The organism is Aquabacterium sp. CECT 9606 (assembly GCF_918741295.1).
Classification (GTDB): domain Bacteria; phylum Pseudomonadota; class Gammaproteobacteria; order Burkholderiales; family Burkholderiaceae_C; genus Aquabacterium.
The window spans coordinates 886,479-911,320 of record NZ_CAKKNB010000003.1 but is presented as its reverse complement, the minus strand read 5'-3'; the positions used below and the strand labels follow the sequence as shown (position 1 = coordinate 911,320).

Annotated in this window: 22 protein-coding genes; 13 read left to right on the top strand and 9 right to left on the bottom strand. The window is 61.9% G+C overall.

Annotated elements, in window-relative coordinates; genetic code table 11:
• Nucleotides 1–64: 64 nt before the first annotated feature.
• Nucleotides 65–3,109 carry an Rne/Rng family ribonuclease gene (locus LQ232_RS16870; RefSeq protein ID WP_230181524.1) on the bottom strand — a complete coding sequence of 1,015 codons (3,045 nt, stop codon included), beginning with the start codon at nt 3,107–3,109 and terminating at the stop codon, nt 65–67.
• Between the two features lie 718 nt (nt 3,110–3,827).
• Between LQ232_RS16870 and LQ232_RS16865 the strand changes: the two genes are divergently transcribed.
• From LQ232_RS16865 to LQ232_RS16850, 4 genes are read left to right on the top strand one after another with little or no spacing between them, the layout of a single operon-like run.
• Nucleotides 3,828–4,811 (top strand): RluA family pseudouridine synthase, encoded by a 984-nt coding sequence (locus LQ232_RS16865; RefSeq protein WP_230181523.1) that lies wholly within the window; start codon nt 3,828–3,830, stop codon nt 4,809–4,811.
• A gap of 9 nt (nt 4,812–4,820) precedes the next feature.
• A complete protein-coding gene (locus LQ232_RS16860; protein ID WP_230181522.1) occupies nt 4,821–5,498 on the top strand; it encodes an HAD family hydrolase in 678 nt (225 codons plus the stop codon).
• Nucleotides 5,491–5,868: a Rieske 2Fe-2S domain-containing protein gene (locus LQ232_RS16855; protein ID WP_230181521.1), complete on the top strand. Its 378-nt coding sequence runs from the start codon at nt 5,491–5,493 to the stop codon at nt 5,866–5,868. The genes LQ232_RS16860 and LQ232_RS16855 overlap by 8 nt, the downstream gene beginning before the upstream one ends.
• Nucleotides 5,869–5,883: 15 nt before the next feature.
• Complete coding sequence (locus LQ232_RS16850) at nt 5,884–6,840, top strand: S49 family peptidase (protein ID WP_230181520.1); 957 nt, start codon at nt 5,884–5,886, stop codon at nt 6,838–6,840.
• Between the two features lie 17 nt (nt 6,841–6,857).
• Here the strand turns inward: LQ232_RS16850 and LQ232_RS16845 are convergent, their stop codons facing one another.
• Nucleotides 6,858–7,700, bottom strand: a complete 843-nt coding sequence (locus LQ232_RS16845) for an HDOD domain-containing protein (protein ID WP_230181519.1) — start codon at nt 7,698–7,700, stop codon at nt 6,858–6,860.
• Between the two features lie 105 nt (nt 7,701–7,805).
• The gene (locus LQ232_RS16840) at nt 7,806–8,384 is read right to left on the bottom strand and encodes a chalcone isomerase family protein (RefSeq protein WP_230181518.1); all 579 of its coding nucleotides are present in this window, start codon (nt 8,382–8,384) and stop codon (nt 7,806–7,808) included.
• Between the two features lie 205 nt (nt 8,385–8,589).
• Between LQ232_RS16840 and LQ232_RS16835 the strand changes: the two genes are divergently transcribed.
• A complete protein-coding gene (locus tag LQ232_RS16835) occupies nt 8,590–9,354 on the top strand; it encodes a type III pantothenate kinase (protein WP_230181517.1) in 765 nt (254 codons plus the stop codon).
• A 1-nt stretch (nt 9,355) separates the two neighbouring features.
• Here the strand turns inward: LQ232_RS16835 and hslU are convergent, their stop codons facing one another.
• The 4 genes from hslU to dksA are packed head-to-tail and all read right to left on the bottom strand — an operon-like array spanning nt 9,356 to nt 13,604.
• A complete protein-coding gene (gene hslU / locus LQ232_RS16830; protein WP_230181516.1) occupies nt 9,356–10,687 on the bottom strand; it encodes an ATP-dependent protease ATPase subunit HslU in 1,332 nt (443 codons plus the stop codon).
• Between the two features lie 4 nt (nt 10,688–10,691).
• Complete coding sequence (gene hslV / locus LQ232_RS16825) at nt 10,692–11,240, bottom strand: ATP-dependent protease subunit HslV (RefSeq protein ID WP_230181515.1); 549 nt, start codon at nt 11,238–11,240, stop codon at nt 10,692–10,694.
• Nucleotides 11,241–11,285: 45 nt separating this feature from the next.
• On the bottom strand, nt 11,286–13,082 hold the full coding sequence (locus LQ232_RS16820; RefSeq protein WP_230181514.1) for an STAS domain-containing protein: 1,797 nt from the start codon (nt 13,080–13,082) through the stop codon (nt 11,286–11,288).
• A 48-nt stretch (nt 13,083–13,130) separates the two neighbouring features.
• Nucleotides 13,131–13,604 carry an RNA polymerase-binding protein DksA gene (gene dksA, locus LQ232_RS23685; RefSeq protein WP_371820275.1) on the bottom strand — a complete coding sequence of 158 codons (474 nt, stop codon included), beginning with the start codon at nt 13,602–13,604 and terminating at the stop codon, nt 13,131–13,133.
• Nucleotides 13,605–13,803: 199 nt separating this feature from the next.
• Between dksA and LQ232_RS23680 the strand changes: the two genes are divergently transcribed.
• Nucleotides 13,804–13,932, top strand: coding sequence for a hypothetical protein (locus tag LQ232_RS23680; protein ID WP_371820274.1), 129 nt, complete (start codon nt 13,804–13,806; stop codon nt 13,930–13,932).
• Nucleotides 13,933–14,070: 138 nt separating this feature from the next.
• Here the strand turns inward: LQ232_RS23680 and LQ232_RS16810 are convergent, their stop codons facing one another.
• On the bottom strand, nt 14,071–15,111 hold the full coding sequence (locus LQ232_RS16810) for a GTP-binding protein (protein WP_230181512.1): 1,041 nt from the start codon (nt 15,109–15,111) through the stop codon (nt 14,071–14,073).
• A 155-nt stretch (nt 15,112–15,266) separates the two neighbouring features.
• Between LQ232_RS16810 and LQ232_RS16805 the strand changes: the two genes are divergently transcribed.
• From LQ232_RS16805 to LQ232_RS16775, 7 genes are all read left to right on the top strand, one after another.
• A complete protein-coding gene (locus tag LQ232_RS16805; protein WP_230181620.1) occupies nt 15,267–16,121 on the top strand; it encodes an HlyC/CorC family transporter in 855 nt (284 codons plus the stop codon).
• 74 nt (nt 16,122–16,195) lie between these two features.
• Nucleotides 16,196–17,722 (top strand): apolipoprotein N-acyltransferase, encoded by a 1,527-nt coding sequence (gene lnt / locus LQ232_RS16800; protein WP_230181619.1) that lies wholly within the window; start codon nt 16,196–16,198, stop codon nt 17,720–17,722.
• 53 nt (nt 17,723–17,775) lie between these two features.
• Nucleotides 17,776–18,732, top strand: coding sequence for a glycine--tRNA ligase subunit alpha (gene glyQ, locus LQ232_RS16795; protein ID WP_230181511.1), 957 nt, complete (start codon nt 17,776–17,778; stop codon nt 18,730–18,732).
• 2 nt (nt 18,733–18,734) lie between these two features.
• On the top strand, nt 18,735–20,867 hold the full coding sequence (glyS, locus tag LQ232_RS16790) for a glycine--tRNA ligase subunit beta (protein WP_230181510.1): 2,133 nt from the start codon (nt 18,735–18,737) through the stop codon (nt 20,865–20,867).
• A 17-nt stretch (nt 20,868–20,884) separates the two neighbouring features.
• Nucleotides 20,885–21,493 (top strand): D-glycero-beta-D-manno-heptose 1,7-bisphosphate 7-phosphatase, encoded by a 609-nt coding sequence (gmhB, locus tag LQ232_RS16785; RefSeq protein ID WP_230181509.1) that lies wholly within the window; start codon nt 20,885–20,887, stop codon nt 21,491–21,493.
• A 16-nt stretch (nt 21,494–21,509) separates the two neighbouring features.
• Nucleotides 21,510–22,394 carry a M48 family metallopeptidase gene (locus LQ232_RS16780; protein ID WP_230181508.1) on the top strand — a complete coding sequence of 295 codons (885 nt, stop codon included), beginning with the start codon at nt 21,510–21,512 and terminating at the stop codon, nt 22,392–22,394.
• Nucleotides 22,395–22,473: 79 nt separating this feature from the next.
• Nucleotides 22,474–23,745 carry a sorbosone dehydrogenase family protein gene (locus LQ232_RS16775; protein ID WP_230181507.1) on the top strand — a complete coding sequence of 424 codons (1,272 nt, stop codon included), beginning with the start codon at nt 22,474–22,476 and terminating at the stop codon, nt 23,743–23,745.
• On the opposite strand, the gene LQ232_RS16770 is transcribed toward LQ232_RS16775, so the two are convergent.
• Nucleotides 23,714–24,805 (bottom strand): MBL fold metallo-hydrolase, encoded by a 1,092-nt coding sequence (locus LQ232_RS16770; RefSeq protein ID WP_230181506.1) that lies wholly within the window; start codon nt 24,803–24,805, stop codon nt 23,714–23,716. The two genes, LQ232_RS16775 and LQ232_RS16770, sit on opposite strands and share 32 nt — an antisense overlap.
• Between the last annotated feature and the right edge of the window lie 37 nt (nt 24,806–24,842).

Sequence of the window (24,842 nt, the reverse complement as noted above, 5' to 3'; positions counted from 1 at the left end):
ATCGCAGGCCCATGAAAAAAGCGCCATCCCCGGCATGGGGATGGCGCTTTTCATTGGGCGTCGATCAGTTGGTGGCCGACTCGAAAGGCAGCTTGATCTGGTTGAGGTCCTTGCGGGTCTCGACTAAGACCAGAGGGCCTTCATCAGCAATCACCACGGGCGGACGCTCGCGTGGCACGTGCACCGGCTTGGGTTCGCGGGCGATGGCTTCGCGGATGGCGTTGACCTTGTCCGAGTCAGAGTTCACCCATTGCAGGCCTGCGCTTTGCGCAATCGCATTGAGGTCATTCAGGGGCAAGACAAAGGCCTCGACCTGAGGGGCCACGGGCGCAGCGGAGGCCACCACGGGTCCAGCGGCCACGGGGACTGCTGGCGCCGGTGCTGGCACGTGGATCGCTTCCACTGGGGCCACGGCCAGGGCCACCGGAGGCGTTTCTTCCTCCGGCTCAAAGGACGAAGCCTCGGCGGCGGCAGGAGGGGCGCTCGGCGCCAGGCTGAACGGACCCACATCAGCGGATGGTGACGGCAAGGTCAGGCTCAAATCCGGCTGTGGCGCCGGTTCGATGGCGGACTGGTTCTCGTCCGTGGCCGCAGGGCGGTCACGGCGGTCACCCCGGCGATTGCGGTCACGTCCGCGGCCACGGCGGCGGCCATCGGCGTTCTCGCCATCACCTTCGGGGCGTTCGCCTTCATTGAAGTCGTCGTTGCCTTCGGTCCTTGCAGCGGCCTCGTCTTGTTGGCGCGGTGAGGCGTCACCAGACTCGATCGACTGATCACCGGTTTGACCTTCGGCGTTCAGGTTGGCATCGTCACGCTCGCCACGACCACGTCCACCACGGCGACGGCGGCGTGCTCCCTCGCGTTCTGCCGTGCCTTCGGCTTGCGCGTCGGTGCCTGCAGGAATGGTGTCGACGAAGGCGTTTTCAGGCGTATCCACCGTGACGTTGTCACGGGGGGTACGATCCTGACGGTCGCCACGGCCACGTCCACCGCGTCCACGGCCGCCTTCGGGGCGGGGCTCGTCGGCCTGGCGTGGTGCAGCCGCTTCACCGCGGGCATTCAGCTCATTGGTGATCTCGGTTGCGGCGACGCGGTCTTCACGCGGGCCACGTCCACGGCCACCACGGCCACCTTCACGGGGCTCACGGCCTTCGGCGGCGGGGCGCTCGCTGCGTTCGCCACGGCTACCACGTTCACCGCCACGCTCGGCGCGTTCGCCATTGCCGTTGCGTTCGCCGCCACGGCCTTGACCATCGCGACGGCCACGGCCCTTGTTTCCACCTCGGCCACCCTTGCCATCATCCTTGGCGGTGTCCTTCGGTGCCTCTTCCACGGGCTTGACTTCAGGTGCGGGCGTGAATGCTGGCGTGCTGGAGAACAGGCTCTTGATCCAGCCGAAGAATCCACCCGTCGAGGGGGCGGGCGCTGCCACAGCTTTGGGCACGATGGCGACAGGCGTGACGGCCGATTCCAGCGCGGGCTCGTGCTTGGGGGCGGCCGTGGGCGCGGGCTGATCGGGCAAGACACCCTTGATGATCGGCTCTTGCTTGGGCTTGCTCTTTTCGCGGCGCGTGATGCCGACGTCTTCCTCGGGCTCCTCGATCATCGAGTAGCTGGTCTGGATGTTTTCCAGGCGCGGATCATCGTGGCGCAGGCGTTCAAGCTTGTAGTTCGGCGTTTCGATGTGCTTATTGGGGATCAACAGCACGGTCACGCGTTGCTTCAGTTCAATCTTGGTGATCTCGGTGCGCTTCTCGTTCAGCAGGAACGAGGTTACCTCGACCGGCACTTGCACGTGCACGGCGGACGTGCCGTCCTTCATCGATTCTTCTTGAATGATGCGCAGGATCTGCAGCGCCGACGATTCGGTGTCGCGGATGTGGCCGGTGCCGTTGCAGCGCGGGCAGGTGATGTGCGAACCTTCGCTCAGCGCAGGGCGCAGGCGTTGGCGCGACATTTCCAGCAGGCCGAACTTGCTGATGGCGGCCAGTTGCACGCGGGCACGGTCAAAGCGAAGGGCATCGCGCAGCCGGGTTTCGACCTCGCGGCGGTTCTTCGACTCTTCCATGTCGATGAAGTCGACCACGATCAGGCCGCCCAGGTCGCGCAAGCGCATCTGGCGGGCGATTTCGTCGGCCGCCTCCAGGTTGGTGCGGGTGGCGGTTTCCTCGATGTCGCTGCCACGGGTGGCGCGCGCCGAGTTCACGTCCACCGACACCAGCGCTTCGGTGTGGTCGATCACGATGGCGCCGCCGGAAGGCAGGTTCACCGTGCGGCTGAAGGCCGTTTCGATCTGGTGTTCGATCTGGAAACGCGAGAACAGGGGGGCATCGTCACGGTATCGCTTCACGCGGTTGGCCGTGTCGGGCATGACGTGCAGCATGAACTGCTTGGCCTGCTCGTAGATGTCGTCCGTGTCGATCAGGATTTCGCCGATGTCGGAGGTGAAGTAATCGCGGATGGCGCGGATCACCAGTGACGATTCCTGGTAAATCAGGAAGGCGCCCTTGCCCGTGCCGGAGGCCTCGTCGATGGCCGTCCACAGCTTGAGCATGTAGTTCAGGTCCCACTGCAGCTCGGCAGCGGTGCGGCCGATGCCGGCAGTGCGGGCGATCAGGCTCATACCCTTGGGGTACTCGAGCTGATCCATCGCTTCTTTGAGCTCTTCGCGGTCATCGCCCTCGATGCGGCGGCTGACGCCACCACCACGGGGGTTGTTGGGCATCAGGACCAAATAGCGGCCGGCCAGCGACACGAAGGTGGTCAGGGCTGCGCCCTTGTTGCCACGCTCTTCTTTTTCGACCTGGACGAGCAGTTCCTGCCCCTCTTTGATCGCGTCTTGAATGCGGGCCGAACGGACGTCAACGCCCTCGCGGAAGTATTGGCGCGAGATTTCCTTGAAGGGCAGGAAACCGTGGCGCTCTTCGCCGTAGTCGACGAAGCAGGCCTCGAGCGAAGGCTCGACGCGGGTCACAACGGCTTTATAAATATTGCCCTTGCGCTGTTCGCGACCCTCGATTTCGGTCTCGAAGTCGAGGAGCTTTTGTCCGTCGACGATGGCCAGGCGGCGCTCTTCAGGCTGCGTGGCATTGATCAGCATGCGTTTCATGTGAACTCCAGTCCATGCGAGGCCGGCCCTGGATGGCACCAGGCAGACCTCGATTCACCACCGACCGGAGTCAGTGGCAACCTTCATGCACGAGTCAACGCAGAAAGAACCGAGAAGGAATTGCCGTGGCTGGTGACCCCGAAGGGTCAGTGCAGCAGGGGCGCGTGCGCGGGTGACATGGCACAAACCCCTGGCGACCACCACGGAATGTCGGGACCGCTGTACAGCAAGTCCTCGTCAAACCAGGGCATCGGGCAGGGGGAGGGCGAATCGGGCCGTATTGTCCAGTGGCTCGCGCGCACCTCAGCGCCACGTTCCGTTGTGCGGAGCATGGCGAGGTGTGGGGCGGCAATGGAAACGTGCAGGATAGGCCGGGACATTAGTGCGGTCACTCGACGCGGACACCAGCGAAATGAATCTCTGGCGCCATGAAAACCTTGAGTCGTGGTTCGTTCGACATTGGCTCTGACACACGCGGCGACCTGGCAAGACCACACCTTGGGTGGTTTTCTCCGGAACGCAGCACGAGTTGCATCACCATCAATTTGGCGGGACTCCCCGCCGGGCCACGTCTGGGCGATGCCAAGCGGTCTCAAAAGGTAAACTCTCGCTTGGCTTCGCCAAAGATTGCGACTGCAATTTAACAATCACAACACTTCATCACGTGGCTCAGCCCATTATAGGTGCGAAAACCGCATCTCACAGTCCAAAAAAGCCAGTGAATTCAAGCACTTCGACGCCTGCTGCAGTGCAGCGCTTGACCATCGACGAAGGCGGCGCTGGGCAGCGTCTTGATAATTACCTGATCAAGGTGCTCAAGGGGGCGCCTAAAACTTTGGTTTACAGAATCATCCGCAGTGGCGAGGTGAGGGTCAACAAAGGCCGCGCCTCGGCCGACACGCGCCTGAACCTGGGAGATGAAGTGCGCGTGCCGCCCCTGCGTCTCACGGACAAACCCACCGAATCCGAAAGCACGGTACCGGCCAAGGAGTTCCCGATATTGTTTGAAGACGAGCACGTGCTCGCCATCAACAAACCCGCTGGCGTGGCGGTGCATGGGGGCAGTGGCGTGAGTTTCGGCGTGATCGAGCAATTGCGCCGCGCGCGTCCCCAAGCCAAGTTTCTGGAATTGGTCCACCGACTGGACAAAGAAACCTCCGGCATATTGCTGGTGGCCAAAAAACGCAGCGCTTTGACCACACTGCAAGACCATTTTCGCGAGCGCAAGGTTCAGAAGACCTACGCGGCCCTGGTCATCGGCGCCTGGCCTGGCCATAAAAAGGTCATTGACGTGGCTTTGCACAAGTTCCTGACGGCCGATGGCGAACGCCGTGTCAAAGCCGTGGCAGATGACAACGACGATGGACGCCGATCCATTTCCCTGGTCAAGGTGATGAATCGCTACGCCGGATTCAGCCTGTTGGACGTGACCATCAAGACCGGCCGCACGCACCAGATCCGCGTCCACCTGCTCAGCGAGGGCCACCCCATCGTGGGCGATGACAAATATGGTGATTTCGCCCTGAACAAGGCCATGGCCCGGGGCAGTGCGGTTGCTGGCGTGCGTTTCGAACGCATGTTCCTGCACGCCCGCTATTTGCGCCTGCCGCATCCCCTCACCGGCGAAGACATGACATTTCAAGCCCCTTTGCCCGACGATTGCGAGTCCTTGTTGACCGCGCTGGCGGCAGTGCCCAAGTAAAGTGCCCACATGCAACCCTCTTCTCCACTTCGCCCGCGCCAGTTCGATCTGATCGTTTTTGATTGGGACGGCACGCTGTACGACTCAACCGCGCTGATCGTTCGATGCATCCAGGCGGCCTGCGGTGACTTGCAACTGCCCATTCCTTCGCGCACGGCGGCGTCTTACGTGATCGGCCTGGGCTTGCACGATGCCTTGGCGCACGTGGCCCCCACCTTGCCCAAAGAGCGCGTGCCCGAGCTGGGCTTGCGTTACCGGCACCATTATTTCCAGCGTCAACATGAGCTCAGCCTGTTCGAGGGCTCGCTGGAGCTGCTGGCCGAACTCAAATCTCGCCACCACTGGTTGGCCGTGGCCACGGGCAAAACCCGTTCTGGCCTGAACGAAGCCCTGGAGCACGTGGCCTTGCGCGGCGTGTTCGATGCCACCCGCACCGCCGACGAGACCCAATCCAAGCCGCACCCGCTGATGCTGCAGGAACTGATGGCCGAGTTCAGCATCAGCCCTGACCGCACCTTGATGATTGGCGACACCACACACGATCTGCAACTGGCGGTCAACGCGGGATCACATTCGGTGGCAGTGAGCTACGGTGCCCACGAGCCCGCCGCCTTTGCCGACTACCCGACCCGCTATGTGGCCCATTCGGTGGCCGAACTGCAGCGTTGGCTGATGCAACATGCCTGAATTGAACAAAGAGCCCCAGTTCTTGTGCGAGTCGTCTGCATTGGAAGAATGCGGCGAGGCGGTGGTCTTTGATGTGCTGGAATGGGGCCAGAGTGTGTCGGCCTTTGCCTTGCGTTACGACAACGAGGTGGTCGCCTACCTGAACCAGTGCGCCCACGTGCCCACCCAGATGGACTGGCAGCCCGGCCAGTTCTGGGACCAGGACAAGCGCTTCATCATCTGCTCGGTCCACGGCGCCTTGTACGACCCGCCCAATGGCCAGTGTGTGGGCGGCCCTTGCGTGGGCAAGCGCCTGGTCAAGATGACCGTGCAAGAGCGTGACAAGCAGGTGTATTGGTATCCTACCGACCGAATTCAGCCTATTTTCTAAGAGAGTGTCTTGTCCATGAGCGCAGTTGATCCGTCGTCCTCCCCTGTCGCTGCCGCCCAGCAGGGCATGTTGGAGGAATTTGCCCGGGCCTATTTGCTGCAGCAGCGCCGAGAGCAGCGCTGGCGCTGGCTTTGGCGCATCGTGTGGCTCCTGATCGCGGCCAGCATAGTCTGGGCGGCGCTGGAGAACATGCCCGCGTCGACGGCACCTTCGGCGCCACACACCGCCCTGGTCGAGGTGCGCGGCGAGATTGGTGGCGACACCGAAGCCAATGCCGACAACCTGACCACCGCCTTGCGCAGCGCATTCGAAGATACCGGCGCCCAGGCCGTGGTCATCCGCTTGAACTCTCCGGGGGGGAGCCCTGTCCAGGCAGGCCTGGTCAATGACGAGATTCGCCGCCTGAAGGCCTTGCACAAGAAGAAGGTCTATGCCGTGTGCGAGGAGATGTGCGCCTCGGCCGCCTATTACATTGCCGTGGGTGCCGATGAAATCTACGTGGACAAAGCTTCCATGGTGGGTTCCATCGGCGTGTTGATGGACGGCTTTGGCTTTGTCGGCATCATGGACAAGGCAGGTGTGGAGCGCCGCTTGCTGACGGCAGGTACCAACAAAGGCATGCTCGATCCGTATTCGCCGCGCAATCCGCAGCACGAGCTTTTTGCGCAGGCCATGTTGGACCAGATCCACCAGCAATTCATCGCCGTGGTTCGCCAGGGCCGTGGCAAGCGCCTGCAAGAATCACCCGACACGTTCTCTGGCCTGTTCTGGAATGGCCAGGAGGCGGTGAAGCTGGGGCTTGCCGATCACCTGGGCAGCCTGGACATCCTGGCGCGCGATGTCATCAAGGCCGAAGACATCATCGATTACACGCTCAAGGAAAACCTGGCTGAACGCCTGGCCAAGCGCTTTGGCGCGGCTTTGGGCAGTGGCGTGGTGCACGCCATGCGCAGTTCAGTGTCGATTCGCTGATCTGGGGCGGGGTTTGATCAACCGTCGATTTCCATGATCTTGCGTTTGGCCGACTCGTCGGACAGCGTCAGCAACCGCGCCACATCGGCGATGTCATCAGGCAGGGCGGCTTGGGCATGGGGGTCGTCCCAGCCATACTGCGTGTGGCGGGCAATGCGAACGGCCAGCAGCACGGTTTGCACCCGAGGGTGGTCCGCATGCCGGTCGTCGGTGTTCTTGATCAGAAGTTCCGGCAGGTGCCAAGCCTCCATCAGGGAGTGCGCCAAGTCTGGTAATTCGATGCCCAGCACTTCTTTCTGCACATCTGCTGAACGAAGTGTGTGGTCGGCTTTCTGACGTTGCGCCATGGTCAGGGCCAAGACAGGGGCATGGCACCAAAGCAGCATCTCTGCAAAGTCATGGAGCAGAGCCGCCTCTTGAATCATGTCGGCATCTTCATCTTGACGGTGGCTGGCAAAAGTGACGGCCAGGTGCGCCGCCCTGCGGGACCGCTTGATGACCTTGAGCAATCCACTCAAGGCCTCAGGGTACTCTGACAGCCAGTCAATCACCGAGGGCACGTTCTCGTTGGAGCTGAAAAACGGCCCAATGCCTTGCATCAGGATGGCCGCAGTCAGGGTCTCGGGCGAGTTGACGTGACGGCGGTGGCAATCTCGCGACACCTGCATCAACACCTTCAGCGTCATCAAAGGATCGCCGCCCAGGTTGTGCGACAGCATGTGCGCATCGACATTGCCCTTGACGTCCTCCATGGCCCGCAATTCCGCCAGCTCGGCGACTGAGGCGGGCAGGACGGGAATGACTGCACGGGTGAAAACCGTGATCCAGTCCTGGAGGGTGGGCAATGCTTGATCAATCATGAGGGGCCTGCAAAATCAATGCAGATGATCACCTTATCGACAATAAACGAACTTGTTTCAAGTCGTTTCGGCCATGACATTGATCACAGTTGGGTGTTTTGTGCGTTATTTGCCGCCTAACAGCGATTGCTTCAAGTCAGCATCCACCGGTTTGGGCCCCAGCCAGATGCGCAGCACGGCTTGCTGAAAATCATCACCTGTGACCTCGGGGCCACGCCGTTTGCCATCCAGCAGCACGTGTGTGCCTTCACCCGGCACGAAATCGATCTGGATGACCGTGCCTTTCTTGACCGGGCCAAAGTCCAGCATCATGGCCCTGATTTCATCCAGCTTGGCGTGGAATTTGGCCAGGTCGGACTCGCTGTTGTTGGCTTTGAAGCCCTTGACGGTGGCGTCGGCAAAGTCCTCTCCCGTCAGATCGCGCAGCAGCACGATCTTCATGACCTTGGGGCCGGGCTGGCTGATGACGTTGGCCGCGTTGGTGTCTGGTTTGGGCACATACAGGCCGGCCGCGTAGAGGTCGATGATCACCTTGACCCGCAATCCCGCGCCGTTGAGCTGGAGTGGTTGCGAGGCGAGCTGCAATGTATCGGTGAATTTAATGCCCTTGACCTCGGTGTTCGCCAGGACTGGCTGGGCCAGCATGGCGATCGAGAGAAGCAGCGCGCGCGCGATTGATGTCATTGTGATGTTCATTGTTTGGATGCGGGCAGTTTTCGTGCCCAGCCATGCATTTGCCCAGACGGCGGGTCGATACTATGCCTTGTCCATGACGACACACAGGTGCTTGTTGCGACATGCTGCGTTGCCACAACGATGGACACCTGGTCTTGCAGGCAAAATCGGGTTTCACCTTATCGTTCGGGTGCTTTGTTCGCGAGAAAGATGCATGTCGTTTTTAGTCATCGATATTGGCAACACCCGGCTCAAATGGGGTTTGTATTCGCAGGGCCTGCCCGGCGCCACATTGCTGGCACATGCGGCCGTGGTCCTGGAAGACATTGACCACCTCTGGACCCAGGAGTGGCAAGCATTGGCGGCTCCGGATGCCATGCTGGGTTGCGTGGTCGCTGGCGATGCCATCAAGCGGCGCGTTGAAGAGCAACTGGCCAACTGGGGCGTGAAGCCTCGTTGGGTGGTGTCTTCGGCGCGCGCGTCGGGGGTGGTGAACGGCTATGAGCACCCCGCACGCCTGGGCGCCGACCGCTGGGCCGCCATCATCGGTGCCCGGCAACGTGCCCTGCAGGTGTCTGCGGATGCGCCACCGCCCGTGCTGGCCGTGATGGTCGGCACCGCGGTCACGGTGGACGCTGTCGATGTGCAAGGGCGTTTCCTGGGCGGCCTGATCATGCCGGGCTTTGGCCTGATGTACCGCGCACTTGAAAGTGGCACTGCGGGCCTGAAAGTGCCCACCGGCGAGGTGCATGACTTTCCCACCAACACCAGCGATGCCCTGATGAGCGGCGGCACGGACGCCATCGCTGGGGCGATCGAGCGCAGCCTGCGCCGGCTTCAGCAGCACACGGGGCGCGAGCCCCTGCTGGTGATGTCGGGTGGCGCGGTGTCTCGCCTGGCCCATGTGACCGAGCTGCCGGTGCGCGTGGTCGAAAACCTCATCTTCGAGGGCCTGCTGACCCTGGCCTCCGAGGCTTGATTCAAAGGATGAAGCGCGACAGATCCTCGTTGCGCGACAACTCGCCCAGGCGAGCATCCACCTGTTCAGCGTCGATCGTCTTGGTCTGGCCTGCCAAGTTGGGTGCATTGAACGAAATCTCGTCTAGCAAGCGCTCCATCACGGTGGCCAGACGGCGCGCCCCAATGTTTTCCGTGCGCTCGTTCACGTCGTAGGCGATCTGCGCCAGCCGGCGGATGCTGTCGGGCGTGAACTCCAGGGTGACGCCTTCGGCGGCCAGCAAGGCCTGGTACTGCCTGATCAGGCTGGCGCTGGGTTGCGTGAGGATGGCCTCGAAGTCGCCGACCGACAGGGAAGACAACTCCACGCGGATCGGAAAACGGCCTTGCAACTCGGGAATCAAGTCGCTGGGCTTGCACAGGTGAAAGGCGCCTGAGGCAATGAACAGGATGTGGTCGGTCTTGACCATGCCGTATTTGGTGTTCACCGTGGTGCCTTCAACCAAGGGCAGCAAGTCGCGCTGCACGCCTTGCCTCGAAACCTCCGCCCCCTGGCCCTCCACACGGCTGGCCACCTTGTCGATCTCGTCGATGAAGACAATGCCGTTTTGCTCGGCGCGCTCCAGCGCCCGCGTCTTGATGTCGTCGTCGTTCACCAGTTTGGCGGCTTCTTCCTCGATCAGTTGCACTCGTGCTTCGGCCACGGTCACCTTGCGCGATTTGCGGCGCTGACCGCTGGCCTGGGCGAACAGGCCGCGCAATTGCTCGGCCATTTCTTCCATGCCGGCCGGCCCCATGATTTCCAGGGCCGGCGTCTTGTTGTCGGCCAGTTCGATGTCGATCTCGCGGTCGTCCAGCGAACCTTCGCGCAAACGCTTGCGCATGACTTGCCGGGCAGTGTTGTCGGGCAGCGGTGACGAGATCCCGAACTCGGAGCGCGGTGGGGGCACCAGCACATCCAGCAGGCGTTCCTCGGCGGCGTCTTCGGCGCGCACGCGCTGGGTCTGGATCTGCACGGCACGCTCTTGCTTGACGGCGTACTCCACCAAGTCGCGGATGATGGTGTCGACGTCCTTGCCCACATAGCCCACCTCGGTGAACTTGGTGGCCTCGACCTTGATGAAAGGCGCGTCGGCCAGCTTGGCCAGGCGGCGGGCGATTTCGGTCTTGCCCACGCCGGTCGGGCCAATCATCAGGATGTTCTTGGGCGTGATCTCGCCGCGCATGCTGCCTTCAACCTGCTGACGGCGCCAGCGGTTGCGCAAGGCGATGGCCACGGCGCGCTTGGCTTCCCGTTGACCAATGATGTGGCGGTCGAGTTCGTCGACGATGTCTTGAGGTGTCATGCCGCTCATGGCGTCATCCAAGGGTTTCAATGGTGTGGCTTTGGTTGGTGTAGATGCAGATGTCGCCAGCAATTTCAAGCGACTTCTTGACCACATCTGCGGCGTCCAGGGTGGTGTGGCTGACCAGGGCGCGCGCAGCTGCCTGGGCATAGGCCCCACCTGAGCCGATGGCGATGATGCCGTGTTCGGGTTCCAGCACATCGCCATTACCGGTGATGATCAACGAGGTCTCGCGGTCGGCCACGGCCAGCATGGCCTCCAGACGGCGCAGAACACGGTCGGTGCGCCAGTCGCGTGTCAACTCGACGGCGGCGCGTGCCAGGTGGCCCTGGTGCTTTTCCAGCTTGGATTCAAAGCGCTCGAACAAGGTGAAGGCATCGGCCGTGGCGCCCGCGAACCCGGCCAGCACCTGGTCGCGGTAAAGCTTGCGCACCTTGCGGGCGGTGGCCTTGACGATGATGTGCCCCAGCGTGACCTGTCCGTCGCCACCGATGGCCACTTGCCAGCCGGTCGGTGTTTGACGGCGCACGCTGACAATGGTGGTGCCGTGATAAGAATCCATGGGGTTTTTCAAGTGAGTGCCTGGCCCGGTGATCGGGCTGAGGCATTAGATCAGTTGCAGCTTGACCTTGGCGTGCTCGTTGATTCCCATGGCACCAAAGAACAGCGCCACCAGCCGATGCGGCTTGACAAAGGTGACTTCGCGGTCCTCGGCGCGGCGTGCCAGGACCCAGTTCAGCAAGTCTCCGGCAGCGATGAAATCGACGCGAAGCAGGTGCTCGCAATCGATGTCCAGCGTGATGCTGGCACCCAGCTGGTTGTCCAGCTTGCGCAAGGTCTCGCTAATGTCGCCAATCAACTGGCCTGACAGGTTCAAGGCGGCGACCTGCACGAACTCGATGTCGTCGTGCAGTTGGGATTCGACAAAGCTGGTCGTCACGTCGCTGACGTGAGACAGCATCATCGTCTGGGGCGTGACGCCATCGCGCATGTGGCGCACCTGGCATGCCGAAGCCTCCCAGGAGGGCGGCGACAGCTCATAGGTCACGCAGTACTCGATGGCCACTTCGTCGAACTGGTCAGGCCGGTTGCACAGGCGCAAGGTGTCCAGGCGGAGCATCCAGTAAGCGGGGTCGGTGTCCCTCACGCCGGAGGGTGAGCTTTCGGCCAGCACGGACAGCAACTGGTCGGCGCCAATCCAGGCCATGCCGATGGGCTCTTTGGCCCAGGCTTTCATCAACTGGCTCAGTTGGGCGGCACCCTCGGGGGCGACTTTCTGGACGCTGCTCCAGTCCATGGTCCATGGACGGGGCAACTGCAGGATTTCGTAACGCAGTTGAGCAACGGCCTCGGAGTCGATCACGGCCGGTGACAACCAGCCCTCGACGCCCCGAGCCTCTGGAGGCGTGCCTTCGCCGGGCTCCGTGATCGGGCCTTCTTGGTCGTCCTGGTTTTCCTTGGCGGCTGCTGCAGCTTGCCGCTCGCTGATGGCCACGAAGGCCTGCACCCGCTGAGGCAGCGAATACCAATGTGGCGCGGACAGCCCGAACTGGTGTGCGAACGAGACGGCCAAGTGGTCGAATTTCTGCGGCAGGTCAAGGGCTCGGTAAAGGTCGAAGACCGCCATCCAGGTTTCCGACTGATGGTGCCGCGAGCCACCTGGGGCGATCAGGGCCAGCAAAGCCCGTTCACATTCGTCAAAATCGGCATTCGCGAAGGCAATCACGGCTTCATCCAGCTCGGGATCGTGCTCCATTTCGGTCACGTCGACGCCGGCGCCGTCTGCAAAACCTGCCGATGAGAGGTGATCGTTGAGCATGGGCGGTGGCGATGAGGAGCCACTCATGCGAGGCTGATTGGCGCGCGCCGAATCGAACACGGCCTGCGAAATCTCGGGGGGATCGAATTCCAGGGGGCTCAATTCGGACCGAGCCTTGAACTTCTCGGGTGAACCCAGCTCATTGGGGGCAGTGGGCGCATAGGCCGCGGCGGCGTTCAAGGGCAAAGGAGGGGGCCTGTGGGCCACCGGCGCTGCTGCTTGTCGCGACGCGCTTTGATCGCCGACCATCTGCTGCTCGATGGCATCGATTTTGGCCTTGACCGCGATGTCGGAACGAGGGCCGCTGTGGGGGCGTGACTCAGAGTCGAGGTTGGAGGCACCGGACAAAGCCAGGGCGTTGTCCTGGCTCAGGCCCTCGCGGCGGATCTTGCGCAGCATGTCGAGTTCGCGCTTGCGCACGAAATCGTTGCGACGCTTGCGCTCGATCATGGCCTTGATTTCGGTCTTGGCGTACTCGCTTTCGGGGGATCCGCCCGTAGGCGCGTCCAGCTGCGTCCAATCCGTGGTGGGATTGGCGACGAAGCGCGCCACCTTGCGCAAAAATCCGCCGGAGTCCTTGCTCATGATCGCAGGCCGAAATAGGGCATAGAAGTGAGGGTGCGCAGCAGCAGATCAGTCACCGAACATCTTTTGCTTGAGCTCGCGGCGCTGTTGGGCTTCCAGCGACAAGGTGGCGGTTGGGCGGGCGATCAGGCGGCCCAGGCCGATGGGCTCACCAGTTTCGTCGCAGTAACCATATTCGCCAGAATCCAGGCGAGTCAGCGCTTGGGAGATTTTCTTGAGGAGCTTGCGTTCGCGATCGCGGGTGCGCAGTTCCAGGGCATGCTCTTCCTCGATGGTGGCGCGGTCGGCCGGATCGGGGACGATGGAGGTGTCTTCACGCAGGTGTTCGGTGGTTTCGCCGGCGTTGGACAGCAGGTCGTCTTTCAGCACGGTCAGGCGACCACGGAAAAAGTCCAATTGCTTTTCATTCATGTACTCGGAGTCTGGCATGGCCATCAGCTCGGGCTCGGTGAGGTCCCGGCCGGCTTTGGTTTTCCACGCGTTGGCGAGCTTGCTGTCAACCTTGGTTGCGGTAGTAGACATGTGATCTGGGGTACTGATTTTGGACGGTGAACGTGCCGGGGCCACGGGTTTGGCCACTACGGCAGCTTCGACCGTTTTAGGGGAAGCTTGAGCGGGAGCAGGGGATGGAGCCGGTTTGGCTGTGGTCACCGTGCTGGTTTTCTTGGTGGCGGGAGTCTCTTTTTTGGCGGAAGTCGGCGAAGCATGTTGAGGAGGGGCCTTGGCGACGGGCTTGCTGGCAGCGGCTTTGACCGGCGTGTCCTTGACCGCCTTGGCCGTTTTGGCGGGGGCGGTGGCGCTCGATTTGGTCGAGGGCTTGTCAGATGCTTTCGTCACAGGATCCTCCTAAGAGACGCATGGCCAGCTAATGGCTCCATCGCCTTGGTTGTGCTGCTTTTTGGCAATCAGGGCATGAATGAAGGCGCGCGGATTGTAGCGAGGCTCCTAGCTCAACTTCACCAGACTATCCCTCGGCCCCATCTGCCCCTCAAGCCAGGCACTGTTCAAGGCCTGTGCGGAACAGGTCTTGGGGCAAATCGATGCCGATGAAGACCATTTTGCTGGTTTTGTCTTCGCCGGGTGACCATTTGGGGCCTACATCGCTGCCCATCAACTGGTGAACACCCTGGAAAATCACCTTGCGGTCCATGCCAACGACGTTCAAGACGCCTTTATAGCGCAGCATGCGCGGGCCATAGATCTGCACCATCGACCCGAGAAAGTCTTCAAGCTTGCTGGGGTTGAAAGGGCGAGTGGATTTGTAGACGAAGGATTTCACATCGTCGTCGTGCTTGTGGTGGTGCGGGTGATCGCAGTGCTCGTCGTGCACGTGATCATGGCCGTGGTCGTGGTGACCGTGGTCATGCGCGTCGTCTGTCAGGAAGCTGGGATCGATTTCCAGCTTGGCATTGAGGTTGAAGCCGCGCAAATCGAACACATTGCCCAGGGGTACTTCGCCAAAATGCACCCGTTGCTGAGGCGCGCGTGGGTTGATGTGCTTGAGACGGTGTGACAGGTCGTCGGCTTCGGCCGTGGTGACCAGGTCGGTCTTGCTGATGAAGATCTGGTCGGCGAAACCGGCCTGGCGCTGGGCTTCCTGGCGCTGGTCAAGCTGGGTCTGGCCGTGCTTGGCATCGACCAGGGTGACGATGGCGTCCAGCAGGTAGATCTCCGCGATCTCGTCGTCCATGAAGAAGGTCTGCGCCACGGGGCCGGGATCGGCCAGGCCGGTGGTCTCGATGACGACCCGGTCGAACTTCAGGCTGCCGTCGCGTTTCTTGGCGGCCAGGTCGGTCAGGGTGGCGCGCAGATCTTCCCGGATGGTGCAACAGATACAGCCATTGTTCATCTGGATGATCTGCTCCTTGGTGTCGGCCACCAGGATGTCGTTGTCGATGTTTTCTTCACCGAATTCGTTTTCGATGACGGCGATCTTCTGACCGTGTGCTTCGGTCAGGATGCGCTTGAGCAAAGTGGTTTTTCCACTGCCCAAGAAACCGGTAAGGATGGTGACAGGTATCAAGCTCATCCTGAGAGTGTAGCCCCGGCTGCCAAGGCTTTGAAGCGGTGGGGTTGCACAATCGCGATCTTGATCGGGTATTCTTGCAACATCGCCACCAAGACACCCCTGCCGTGTCCGAACCTTCCCAGAGTCGGCCCACCAAAGCCGACAGAACCGCCTTCCTGCAACAACATGACCGTGAAAAAGACCGTCGCAGTCTTTTTGAGCGGCTGGTTGAATTCATCTCGCCTGGTCCGGATTCCACCGATGAGCTGATTGAATCGCTCGCCACCGCCGAACAGCGGGAGTTGATCGAACCTGAATCCCGCGTGATGCTGGAAGGGGTGATCCGCATGGCCGGGATGAGCGCCGGCGATGTGATGGTCGCCGTCAAGCGCATGGATTTGCTCGACATCAACGCCCCCTACGAAGATCTGCTCAACCAGGTGATTGATGCCGGGCACTCGCGTTTTCCGGTGTTTGAAGGCAGCCGTGAAAACATCATCGGCGTGCTCATGACCAAGGATTTGCTCAAGCTGCAGCGGGCCCCGGAGTTGAACCTGCGCACTTTGTTGCGGCCCCCGGTGTTCGTGCCCGAATCCAAGGGGTTGAACGAGTTGCTCCGCGACTTTCGCGCCAACCGCAGTCACATGGCCATCGTGATCGACGAATTCGGCAAAACCGCCGGCCTGATCACCATCGAGGATGTGCTGGAAGAAATCGTCGGCGAGATCGAGGACGAATTTGACGTGGGCGAGAGCGACAGCGGCATCTTCACGTTGGCCGATGGCAGCCAACGGGTGGCTGGCGACGCTGAGATCGAGGCTGTGAACCAGGCTTTCGGGATTCATTTGCCGATGGACGATTTCGACACGATCGGTGGTTTCGTGGCCCACGAACTGGGCCGGGTGCCGCGCCGAGGGGAGGCTGTCGAGGTGGCTGGACTTAGATTTTCGGTCATGTTGGCCAGGGGTGGTGCGGTGCGCTGGTTCAAGGTCACGCGCGCACCCGATGCCGCTGAAATGAGCGGATCCTGACTGTGACAACGCTGGTTTCAGGTGCCCGGGCCGTTCCGGGCGGATTGCGTGCGGGCTGGGCGTTGTGCTCATCCATGCTGGCCGGGGCCTGTGTGGCGGGGGCTTTTTCTCCTTGGCTTGCGGTTTGGGGGGCGGCTTGGCCGACCCTGTTGCTGTCGCTGGCGGTGGCCGCTTTTGTCGCTGTTCTTCGGGGTTTGACGTCGGTCGCGCTGGCTACCCAATGTGGCGCCTTGTTTGGCACGGTCTGGCTGGTCAGTGGCACCGGGTGGATGTTCGTGAGCCTGAACAAATTTGGGGGCTTGCCGGCCTGGATCGCGGGCTTGGCGGTGTTGGCCCTTTGTGCCGCCTTGTCGAGCTTCATGGCGTTGATGGCCGCAGCCTGGGTGGGTTGGCGGCGTGGCGCCTGGCTCTCGGATGGTGTCTTGCTGGCGGCACTTTGGTGGCTGGCCGAGTGGATCAGGGGGTGCATATTCACCGGTTTTCCGTGGGCCGCCAGCGGTTACGCCTTGGTGGACTCTCCATTGGCCGTCCTGGCGCCCTGGGTTGGCGTCTATGCCATGGGGGCGGCGTGGGTGTTGATGTTGTCCTGGGTGGTGCTGTCCGCGCCCAGGCTGCGGTCATTGTTGGCCAGTTCGTCGGTCTTGGTGCTCGTCTTGGGCGGCTTGCATTTTGTCGATGGGCGGCCAGCGAATGCCTTCACTCGCGTTCATGGTGCCCCTTTGTCGGTGACCTTGTTGCAAGGCAACATTCCTCAAGACGAGAAGTTCGCGCAATCGCATCTGATTGACCAACTGGTCTGGCACGCGCAGCAATTGTTGGCGGCGCGTGGCGACCTGGTGGTGGCGCCCGAGACGGCGATTCCTTTGCTGCCTGACCAGATGCCCGATGGCTATTGGGCTGAGCTGGCCGGCGCATTCCATGAAGGCGATCGGGCCGCTTTGATCGGGGTTCCGCTGGGCAGTTTCGAGAAGGGTTACACCAACTCCGTGGTGGGCTTGTCGTCGGCCACCAAGGCCTTGCCTGATGGCTTTTACCGCTACAACAAGCATCATCTGGTGCCTTTTGGCGAGTTCATTCCACTGGGCTTCCACTGGTTCGTGCAGATGATGAACATGCCTTTGGGCGATTTCACCCGGGGCCCCCGTGCTGCGCCGTCGTTCGGCGTCAAAGGCCAATGGATCGCGCCTACCATCTGCTACGAAGATTTGTTTGGCGAAGAGTTGGCCCAGCGCTTCGTGGCGCCTGAGCAGCCCGCCCCAACGCTGTTTGCCAATGTGAGCAACCTCGCTTGGTTCGGTGACACCGTGGCCATTTACCAGCATTTGCAGATCGCCCGCATGCGGTCGCTGGAGTTCCAATTGCCCACCATCCGGGCCACCAATACCGGCGCCACGGTCGTGATTGACCACACTGCCAAGGTGACCGCCGCCTTGCCTACCAACACCCGCGGTGCCTTGGCGGCATCGGTCCAGGGACGTGCAGGCAACACGCCTTATGCCGAGTGGGCAGGGCGTTTCGGTTTGTGGCCGATGGTGGCTTTGGCGAGCCTGGCCGTGCTGGCCTTGAGGCGCCGTTCGCGGGGTGCCGCCGCGAGTCTTTAGAATCGGGCATTCGCGTCACTTGTTGATGCTCCCCCTCTGACCTGAAAAATACCATGCTGACCTTCCAGCAATTGATCTTGCGCCTTCAAAGCTACTGGGATGCCCAGGGCTGCGCTTTGCTGCAACCCTATGACATGGAAGTGGGCGCCGGCACCAGCCACACCGCCACTTTCTTGCGCGCACTGGGTCCGGAGCCTTGGCGCGCGGCCTATGTGCAGCCCAGCCGCCGCCCCAAGGATGGACGCTTTGGCGAGAACCCCAACCGCCTGCAGCATTACTACCAGTTCCAGGTCGTGCTCAAGCCGGCGCCTTCCAACATCCTGGAGCTGTACCTCGGCTCTTTGGAGGCCGTGGGTTTTGACTTGAAGAAGAACGACGTCCGCTTTGTTGAAGACGACTGGGAGAACCCGACCTTGGGCGCATGGGGCCTGGGCTGGGAAGTCTGGCTCAATGGCATGGAGGTGACGCAATTCACCTATTTCCAGCAAGTGGGCGGCATCGATTGCAAGCCTTTGACAGGCGAGATCACTTACGGCCTGGAGCGCCTGGCCATGTACCTGCAAGGCGTTGAAAACGTCTATGACCTGGTCTGGACCAGTTGGGAAGAAGTGGGCCCCGATGGCGTGAAAGTGCAGCGCACGCTGAAGTACGGTGATGTGTTCCACCAGAACGAGGTCGAGCAATCCACCTACAACTTCGAGCACAGCAACGTCGAGTTCCTGCTGGGTGCCTTCACCAACTATGAAACGCAGGCCAAGTACCTGATCGAACAACATTTGGCCTTGCCCGCCTATGAGCAGGTGCTCAAGGCAGCGCACAGCTTCAACCTGCTGGACGCACGTGGCGCCATTTCCGTGACCGAGCGTGCTGCCTACATCGGCCGCATCCGCAACCTGGCCCGCAGCGTGGCCCAGGCCTACCTCGACAGCCGTGCCCGTCTGGGCTTTCCCATGGCCCCCAAAGCCTGGGCGCAAGAGGTCCTTGCACAATTAGAAAAGAAAGCCGCCTGAGCATGAGCGCTTCCAATTTGCTCGTTGAGTTGTTCGTTGAAGAGTTGCCTCCCAAAGCGCTCAAAAAGTTGGGCGAATCCTTTGCCCAGGTGCTGGCCGAAAGCCTGAAATCGCAAGGCTTGGCAGGTGGCGATTCGGTGGTCACGGCATTCGCGTCGCCTCGCCGCCTGGCCGTGCATGTGACCAAAGTGCTGGCCAAGGCCGCCGACCAAGCCGTGCAGCAAAAGCTGATGCCGGTGAGCGTTGGCTTGAACGCCGAAGGCCAGGCCACGCCGGCCCTGCTAAAGCGTCTTTCGGCGCTGGGCGCGGGCCCTGAGGCCGTTGCCAGCTTGAAGCGCCTGCCCGATGGCAAGGCCGAAGCCTTGTTCTTTGACAGCGTGAAGGCTGGCGCGACCTTGAGCGAAGGCCTGCAAAAAGCCCTGGATGAGACCCTGGCCAAGCTGCCCATCCCCAAGGTGATGAACTACCAGTTGGAGCAAGGCCCGGGCGCTGATTTCCAGCCAGGATGGACCAGTGTCAACTTTGTGCGTCCCGCGCATGGCCTGGTGGCCTTGCATGGCGACCAGGCGGTGTCCGTCAGCGCCCTTGGCTTGGTGTCGGGCCGCAGTACCCAAGGCCATCGCTTCGAGGCGAAGGTCAACCCGGTGGTGCTTCAGAACGCAGACACCTACGCTGATCAGTTGGCGCAGGAAGGCGCTGTGATCGCCAGTTTCGAGGCTCGCCGCGGTGAGATCGTGCGCCTGCTCAAATTGGCCGCCAGCAAGGCCGGCACCAACCTGCATCCCATCGACGACGATGCATTGCTGGACGAGGTGACTGCCCTGGTCGAGCGCCCCAACGTGCTGACCGGCCGCTTCGAGGACGCCTTCCTGGAAGTGCCGCAAGAGTGCCTGATCCTCACCATGAAGGCCAACCAGAAGTACTTCCCCTTGTTGGACGCTTCCGGCAAATTGACCAACCAGTTCCTGATCGTCAGCAACATCAGCCCCGACGATGCCAGTGCGGTGGTGGGCGGCAACGAACGCGTGGTGCGCCCACGTTTGGCCGACGCCAAATTCTTCTTCGACCAGGACCGCAAGAAGACCTTGGAGTCCCGCGCGGCAGGCCTGTCCAAGGTGGTGTACCACGGCAAGCTGGGCACGCAAGGCGAGCGCGTGGAGCGCGTGCGCGCCATCGCCAGAGGCTTGGTCGAATCATTGGGTCAGGCATCGCTGGCCGCCAGCGTCGACACCGCGGCGCGCCTGGCCAAGGTGGATCTCTTGACCGACATGGTGGGCGAGTTCCCTGAGCTGCAGGGCATCATGGGTGGCTACTACGCCCGCCACGATGGCCTGGGCGACCAGGTGGCGCAAGCCATTGAAGACCACTACAAGCCACGTTTCGCTGGGGATGAGTTGCCCCGCGATCTGGTCGGTGTGGTCGTCGCTTTGGCCGACAAGCTGGAGACCTTGGTGGGCCTGTTCGGCATCGGCCAATTGCCCACTGGCGACAAAGACCCCTTCGCATTGCGCCGCCACGCGCTGGGCGTGATCCGCATGCTGATCGAGCGCGATCTGCCTTTGGCCGTGGAGCCCACTTTGCGCCAGGCCGCCGCTTCGTTCGGCGACAAGATCACCGATGCCACGCCAGCCCTGACCGACTTCATCTACGACCGCCTGGCGGGCAGCCTGCGCGAACAGGGCTACAGCGCCCAGGAAGTCGACGCCGTGTTGGCCTTGCGCCCACAGCGCCTGGCCGACATCGGCCAGCGCCTGGCGGCGGTGCGTGCCTTCGCTGCCTTGCCCGAGGCCGCCTCCTTGGCCGCGGCCAACAAGCGCGTGGGCAACATTCTCAAGAAAGTCGAGGACGCAGTCGAGGCCAAGGTTGATGCCTCCTTGCTGAAAGAACCGGCCGAAGCCGCCTTGTACGAGTCGCTCACCACCGCGGGGGCCAAGGCGGTCTCCGCCTTCGAGCAAGGGGACTACACCGCTTCCCTGCAGGCCCTTGCGGTTCTGAAGACGCCCGTGGATGCATTTTTTGATGGCGTCATGGTCAACGCGGAAGATGCCGCATTGCGCACCAATCGCCTCGGTTTGCTGGCATCCTTGCACCAGGCCATGAACCGCGTGGCCGACCTGTCCAGGTTGGCTGCATGACCCCTTTCGGAGTGGGCATGAAACTCGTCATCCTAGACCGCGACGGAACCATCAATCACGAGCGGGACGACTACATCAAGTCGGCGGACGAGTGGGTGCCTTTGCCCGGTGCGCTGGAAGCAATCGCCCGGCTCAACCACGCCGGCTGGCATGTGGTCGTGGCGACCAACCAGTCTGGCATTGGCCGCGGTTTGTTCGACATGGTGGCCCTGAACGCCATGCATGCGCGGATGAACCAATTGTTGGCCCGCCATGGTGGCCGGGTCGAGGCCGTTTTCTTCTGCCCCCACACGCCCGAAGACCAGTGCACCTGCCGCAAACCGCTGCCTGGTCTGTTCAAGATGATCGGGCAACGCTTCGGCGTGTCCCTGGCGGGCGTGCCCATGGTGGGTGACCTTCCGCGCGACGTTCTGGCGGCGCAGTCGGTGGGCTGCGAGCCTCACCTGGTCCGCACCGGGCAGGCCGCCTCCATGAGCGAAACAGAATTGATCGACCTGCGTCAGCAGGTTTCCGATCTGACGATCCATCCCGATCTGTCGTCCTTTGCCGACTTCCTGATCCTGCGGGATCGGCGTGCACATGGCGAAGACAGCCCCGTGGCCACACACATGGGCGAGCTGACATGAAAGACAAGTTTGAGTGATGAGTGACCGAACGCCTGAGACAGTGACACCAGTGTCGTCGGGTGAGCAGATGGGCCTGCCCTGGGTGGATGGTGCCACTGGCAAGGAGCCGCAATCCGCGGCCCTGGTCCAGTCGCCCGCGATGCCCGTTCCGGCCCAGCCCGACATCCCCGTATTTCGCCATCCCCAGGCCGAGCGCGAAGTGCGCCTGGGCGATGTGATCGTGGCCTATGAATTCCAGCGTGTTCGCCGCCGCAGCATCGGCATGGTGGTCAGTTCCGAAGGGCTGAGCGTGCGCGCGCCGCGGTGGGTGTCGTCCGGCGACATCGAAACCGCCCTGCATGCCAAATCCCGTTGGATCTGCAACAAGCTGGTCGAGCAGCGCGAGCGCGCATTGAAGCAGAAGGCTACCCGCATCGATTGGCAGCATGGTGCCGAATTGCCTTACCTTGGCGAGCCGCTGACCCTGGTGCTGGATCCCCTCACGAAAGGCGTCAACTTGAGCGAAGGCGGGCGGGCCTTGTTGATGGGGCTGAGCCCGGATGCAGCCTCCGAGCAGATCGGTGAGCTTTTCCAGTCATGGCTGAAGAAGCAGGCCAAACTGCGCTTTGATGCGCGGGTGAAGCACTTTGCGCCTTTGATGGGTGTGAGCGTCAGCCGGATCAGCCTGTCGTCGGCTCGCACGCGTTGGGGCAGTGCGAGTGTGGATGGCTCCATCCGCTTGCATTGGCGGCTGATGCATTTCGCTGATCACGTGATCGACTATGTGGTGGTGCACGAGTTGGCCCACTTGCGCGAAATGAACCACAGCCCACGCTTTTGGGAGGTCGTCATGTCCGTCATGCCCGACTATGAAAAAGCGCGGGACCAACTCCGCCACGCCATGATTCCCGACTGGGCCTGAAAAGCCCTAGTCTTGCCAAGCCCTGCCATCCATGCTTAATCTCCGCCACCGGCCAGCATAGGCCACAAGGAGAAAAAGCATGAGAGGACGCTTTGTTTTGGCAAAGTTGGGCGCAGCCATGGCCTTGGCCGTGGCAATGTCAGGGGCCCACGCGCTGAGTGGCCAGGTTGTCGCCAGTGATTTGAGCCAGCCTGTCTACCTGACCGCCCCTACCGGAGACAATCGCCTTTTCGTTCTTGAAAAAGGCGGAACGGTTCGAATCATTGCCAATGGGCAAACCTTGGCAACCCCGTTTCTGGACCTGTCGACCAAAGTCGATACCGCAGGCGAACGCGGTCTCTTGGGTTTGGCATTTGACCCTGGCTATGCCAGCAATGGCAGGTTCTACGTCAACTACATCGACAAAACGACCCTCAACACGGTGGTTGAGCGCTACACCGTGGCCAATCCGTCCAGCAATGTGGCCAATCCGGCTTCGGCGCAAAACGTCATCAGCATTCCTCAGGAGCCCTATGCCAACCACAAGGCGGGTTGGCTGGCGTTCAGGCCCGGAGACAGCAAGAACCTCTACATCGCGACCGGTGATGGCGGCGACGCGAATGACCCGCATAACAACGGGCAAAATCGAAACAGTTTGCTGGGCAAGGTGCTCCGGATCGATGTGAGCGGGGCAGGGACGGGCTACACCGTGCCTGTTGACAATCCGCTGGTGAACCAGGTGGACACGCGGCCGGAGATTTGGGCCCTGGGCCTTCGCAATCCGTGGCGCAACAGCTTTGACCGGCAAACCGGTGACTTTTGGATTGGCGACGTTGGCCAGGATGTCCGAGAGGAAATCAATCTTGAAAAAGCGAGCGACCCGGGTGGCCACAACTACGGTTGGCGCCTGCGCGAGGGCTCGGTTGAAACGCCGATCGTGGGCGGGGATGCCTCAGGCCTGACCGACCCCTTGTTCGATTATGCGCATCTGGATGCACCGGGTGGATTGGGTAATTCGATCACTGGTGGGTATGTCTACCGAGGGCCCGGCATTGATGGTGCCGACGGTCGGTATTTCTTCAGCGATTTTGTGTCCAGCCGGGTGTTTTCGTTCCTGTTGGGCGCTGATGGCAAACCGATCGACTTGCGTGAAGATACCGCCTCCTTGCTCGCGGGCACGGGCTTGAGCGGGCCGACCTCCTTTGGCGAAGATGGCCTTGGCCGCCTTTACCTGATGGGGATCAATGGCAAGTTGGTGCTCATGGTGCCCGAGGCGGAAGCCTGGGCCAGTGCCCTCGCTGGTCTGGCCGTTCTGGGCGTGGTTCGCCGTCGCCGCCTGATCAAATCCATTCAGCAGCCCGTGAGCAGCTGAACCTGTAAACGCCGTCAGTGCCCAGGGCCCGCGTGAGCGTGCCCTGGTGCCATAGCGCATGGAGGTGGGCCACCGCCTCGCCCATCGCGAAGGTGGTCTGGTGCAAGTCGAGCTGGCGCTTGAACAGCACCGGCAGGAGGTCTGCCGCCGTGGTGGGCTGCTGCCGGCAGGCCGCGACCACCTCGGCCAGGCGATCGCGGTGGTGTTCGTGCAACTGGTCAATGCGTGTGTGCAGACCAGTGAATGGCTTGCCGTGCGATGGCAGCACCAACGTGTCTTTGGGCAAACTACGCATCCTGTCCAGCGATTGCAGGAACAGGGTCAGCGAGTTGGCCTCGGGCTCCGTGTCGTACACACTGACATTGGTTGAAATGCGCGGCAGCACCATGTCGCCCGATATCAGCACGTTCAGCTCGGGGCAGTGCAGGGCCATGTGCTCCGGTGCATGGCCGTGGCCCACATGGCAAACCCAGCGGTGCCCGCCAATCTGCACGCTCAATCCATCCAGCAAGCGATGAAAGGTGGCGGGCATCTGCGGCACCATCGAGCCAAAGTAGTTGGTGCGTGCCCTGATCTTGGCCACTGATTCCGGGTCCGTCAGGCCATGGCTGGCAAAAAACGAAGCGGCGCGCTCACCGCCATGGGTGGTGTGCTGGCAGGCCAGTTGGGCGGCGTGGAAATCGGTGGCGCTCATCCACAGGCGGCAGGGCCAGTCCAGGATGCTCCAGCGCTCGGTCAGCCAATGTGCGTTGCCCACGTGATCAGGGTGCATGTGGGTCACGATGACGCGCAGAACCGGCATGCCTTCCAACTGCGTCGCAAAGACCTGTGACCAAGCTTCCTGGGTGGCTTGGTTGGCAATGCCACAGTCAACGATCGTCCAGCCAGGGCGGCCATCCAGTTCATCGCGCAATAACCACAAGTTGATGTGGTCCAGCGCAAAGGGCAACTGCATGCGGACCCAGCGCACACCAGGCGCCACGGCCAAAGCCTGGCCAATGGCGGGCAGGGTGTCGCCCATGGGGTAGTCGAGCGTGGCCTTGGGTGAAGTCTCTTGCATCGGCCCATTGTGACCCAATCAAGCCTGACTACACTCT

Coding starts and splice junctions, on each gene's coding strand:
- LQ232_RS16870 (WP_230181524.1), bottom strand. CDS start 3,109: ATGAAACGCATGCTGATCAATGCCACGCAGCCTGAAGAGCGCCGCCTG.
- LQ232_RS16860 (WP_230181522.1), top strand. CDS start 4,821: ATGCAACCCTCTTCTCCACTTCGCCCGCGCCAGTTCGATCTGATCGTT.
- LQ232_RS16855 (WP_230181521.1), top strand. CDS start 5,491: ATGCCTGAATTGAACAAAGAGCCCCAGTTCTTGTGCGAGTCGTCTGCA.
- LQ232_RS16850 (WP_230181520.1), top strand. CDS start 5,884: ATGAGCGCAGTTGATCCGTCGTCCTCCCCTGTCGCTGCCGCCCAGCAG.
- LQ232_RS16845 (WP_230181519.1), bottom strand. CDS start 7,700: ATGATTGATCAAGCATTGCCCACCCTCCAGGACTGGATCACGGTTTTC.
- LQ232_RS16840 (WP_230181518.1), bottom strand. CDS start 8,384: ATGACATCAATCGCGCGCGCGCTGCTTCTCTCGATCGCCATGCTGGCC.
- LQ232_RS16835 (WP_230181517.1), top strand. CDS start 8,590: ATGTCGTTTTTAGTCATCGATATTGGCAACACCCGGCTCAAATGGGGT.
- hslU (WP_230181516.1), bottom strand. CDS start 10,687: ATGAGCGGCATGACACCTCAAGACATCGTCGACGAACTCGACCGCCAC.
- hslV (WP_230181515.1), bottom strand. CDS start 11,240: ATGGATTCTTATCACGGCACCACCATTGTCAGCGTGCGCCGTCAAACA.
- LQ232_RS16820 (WP_230181514.1), bottom strand. CDS start 13,082: ATGAGCAAGGACTCCGGCGGATTTTTGCGCAAGGTGGCGCGCTTCGTC.
- dksA (WP_371820275.1), bottom strand. CDS start 13,604: ATGTCTACTACCGCAACCAAGGTTGACAGCAAGCTCGCCAACGCGTGG.
- LQ232_RS16810 (WP_230181512.1), bottom strand. CDS start 15,111: ATGAGCTTGATACCTGTCACCATCCTTACCGGTTTCTTGGGCAGTGGA.
- lnt (WP_230181619.1), top strand. CDS start 16,196: ATGCTGGCCGGGGCCTGTGTGGCGGGGGCTTTTTCTCCTTGGCTTGCG.
- glyQ (WP_230181511.1), top strand. CDS start 17,776: ATGCTGACCTTCCAGCAATTGATCTTGCGCCTTCAAAGCTACTGGGAT.
- glyS (WP_230181510.1), top strand. CDS start 18,735: ATGAGCGCTTCCAATTTGCTCGTTGAGTTGTTCGTTGAAGAGTTGCCT.
- gmhB (WP_230181509.1), top strand. CDS start 20,885: ATGAAACTCGTCATCCTAGACCGCGACGGAACCATCAATCACGAGCGG.
- LQ232_RS16780 (WP_230181508.1), top strand. CDS start 21,510: ATGAGTGACCGAACGCCTGAGACAGTGACACCAGTGTCGTCGGGTGAG.
- LQ232_RS16775 (WP_230181507.1), top strand. CDS start 22,474: ATGAGAGGACGCTTTGTTTTGGCAAAGTTGGGCGCAGCCATGGCCTTG.
- LQ232_RS16770 (WP_230181506.1), bottom strand. CDS start 24,805: ATGCAAGAGACTTCACCCAAGGCCACGCTCGACTACCCCATGGGCGAC.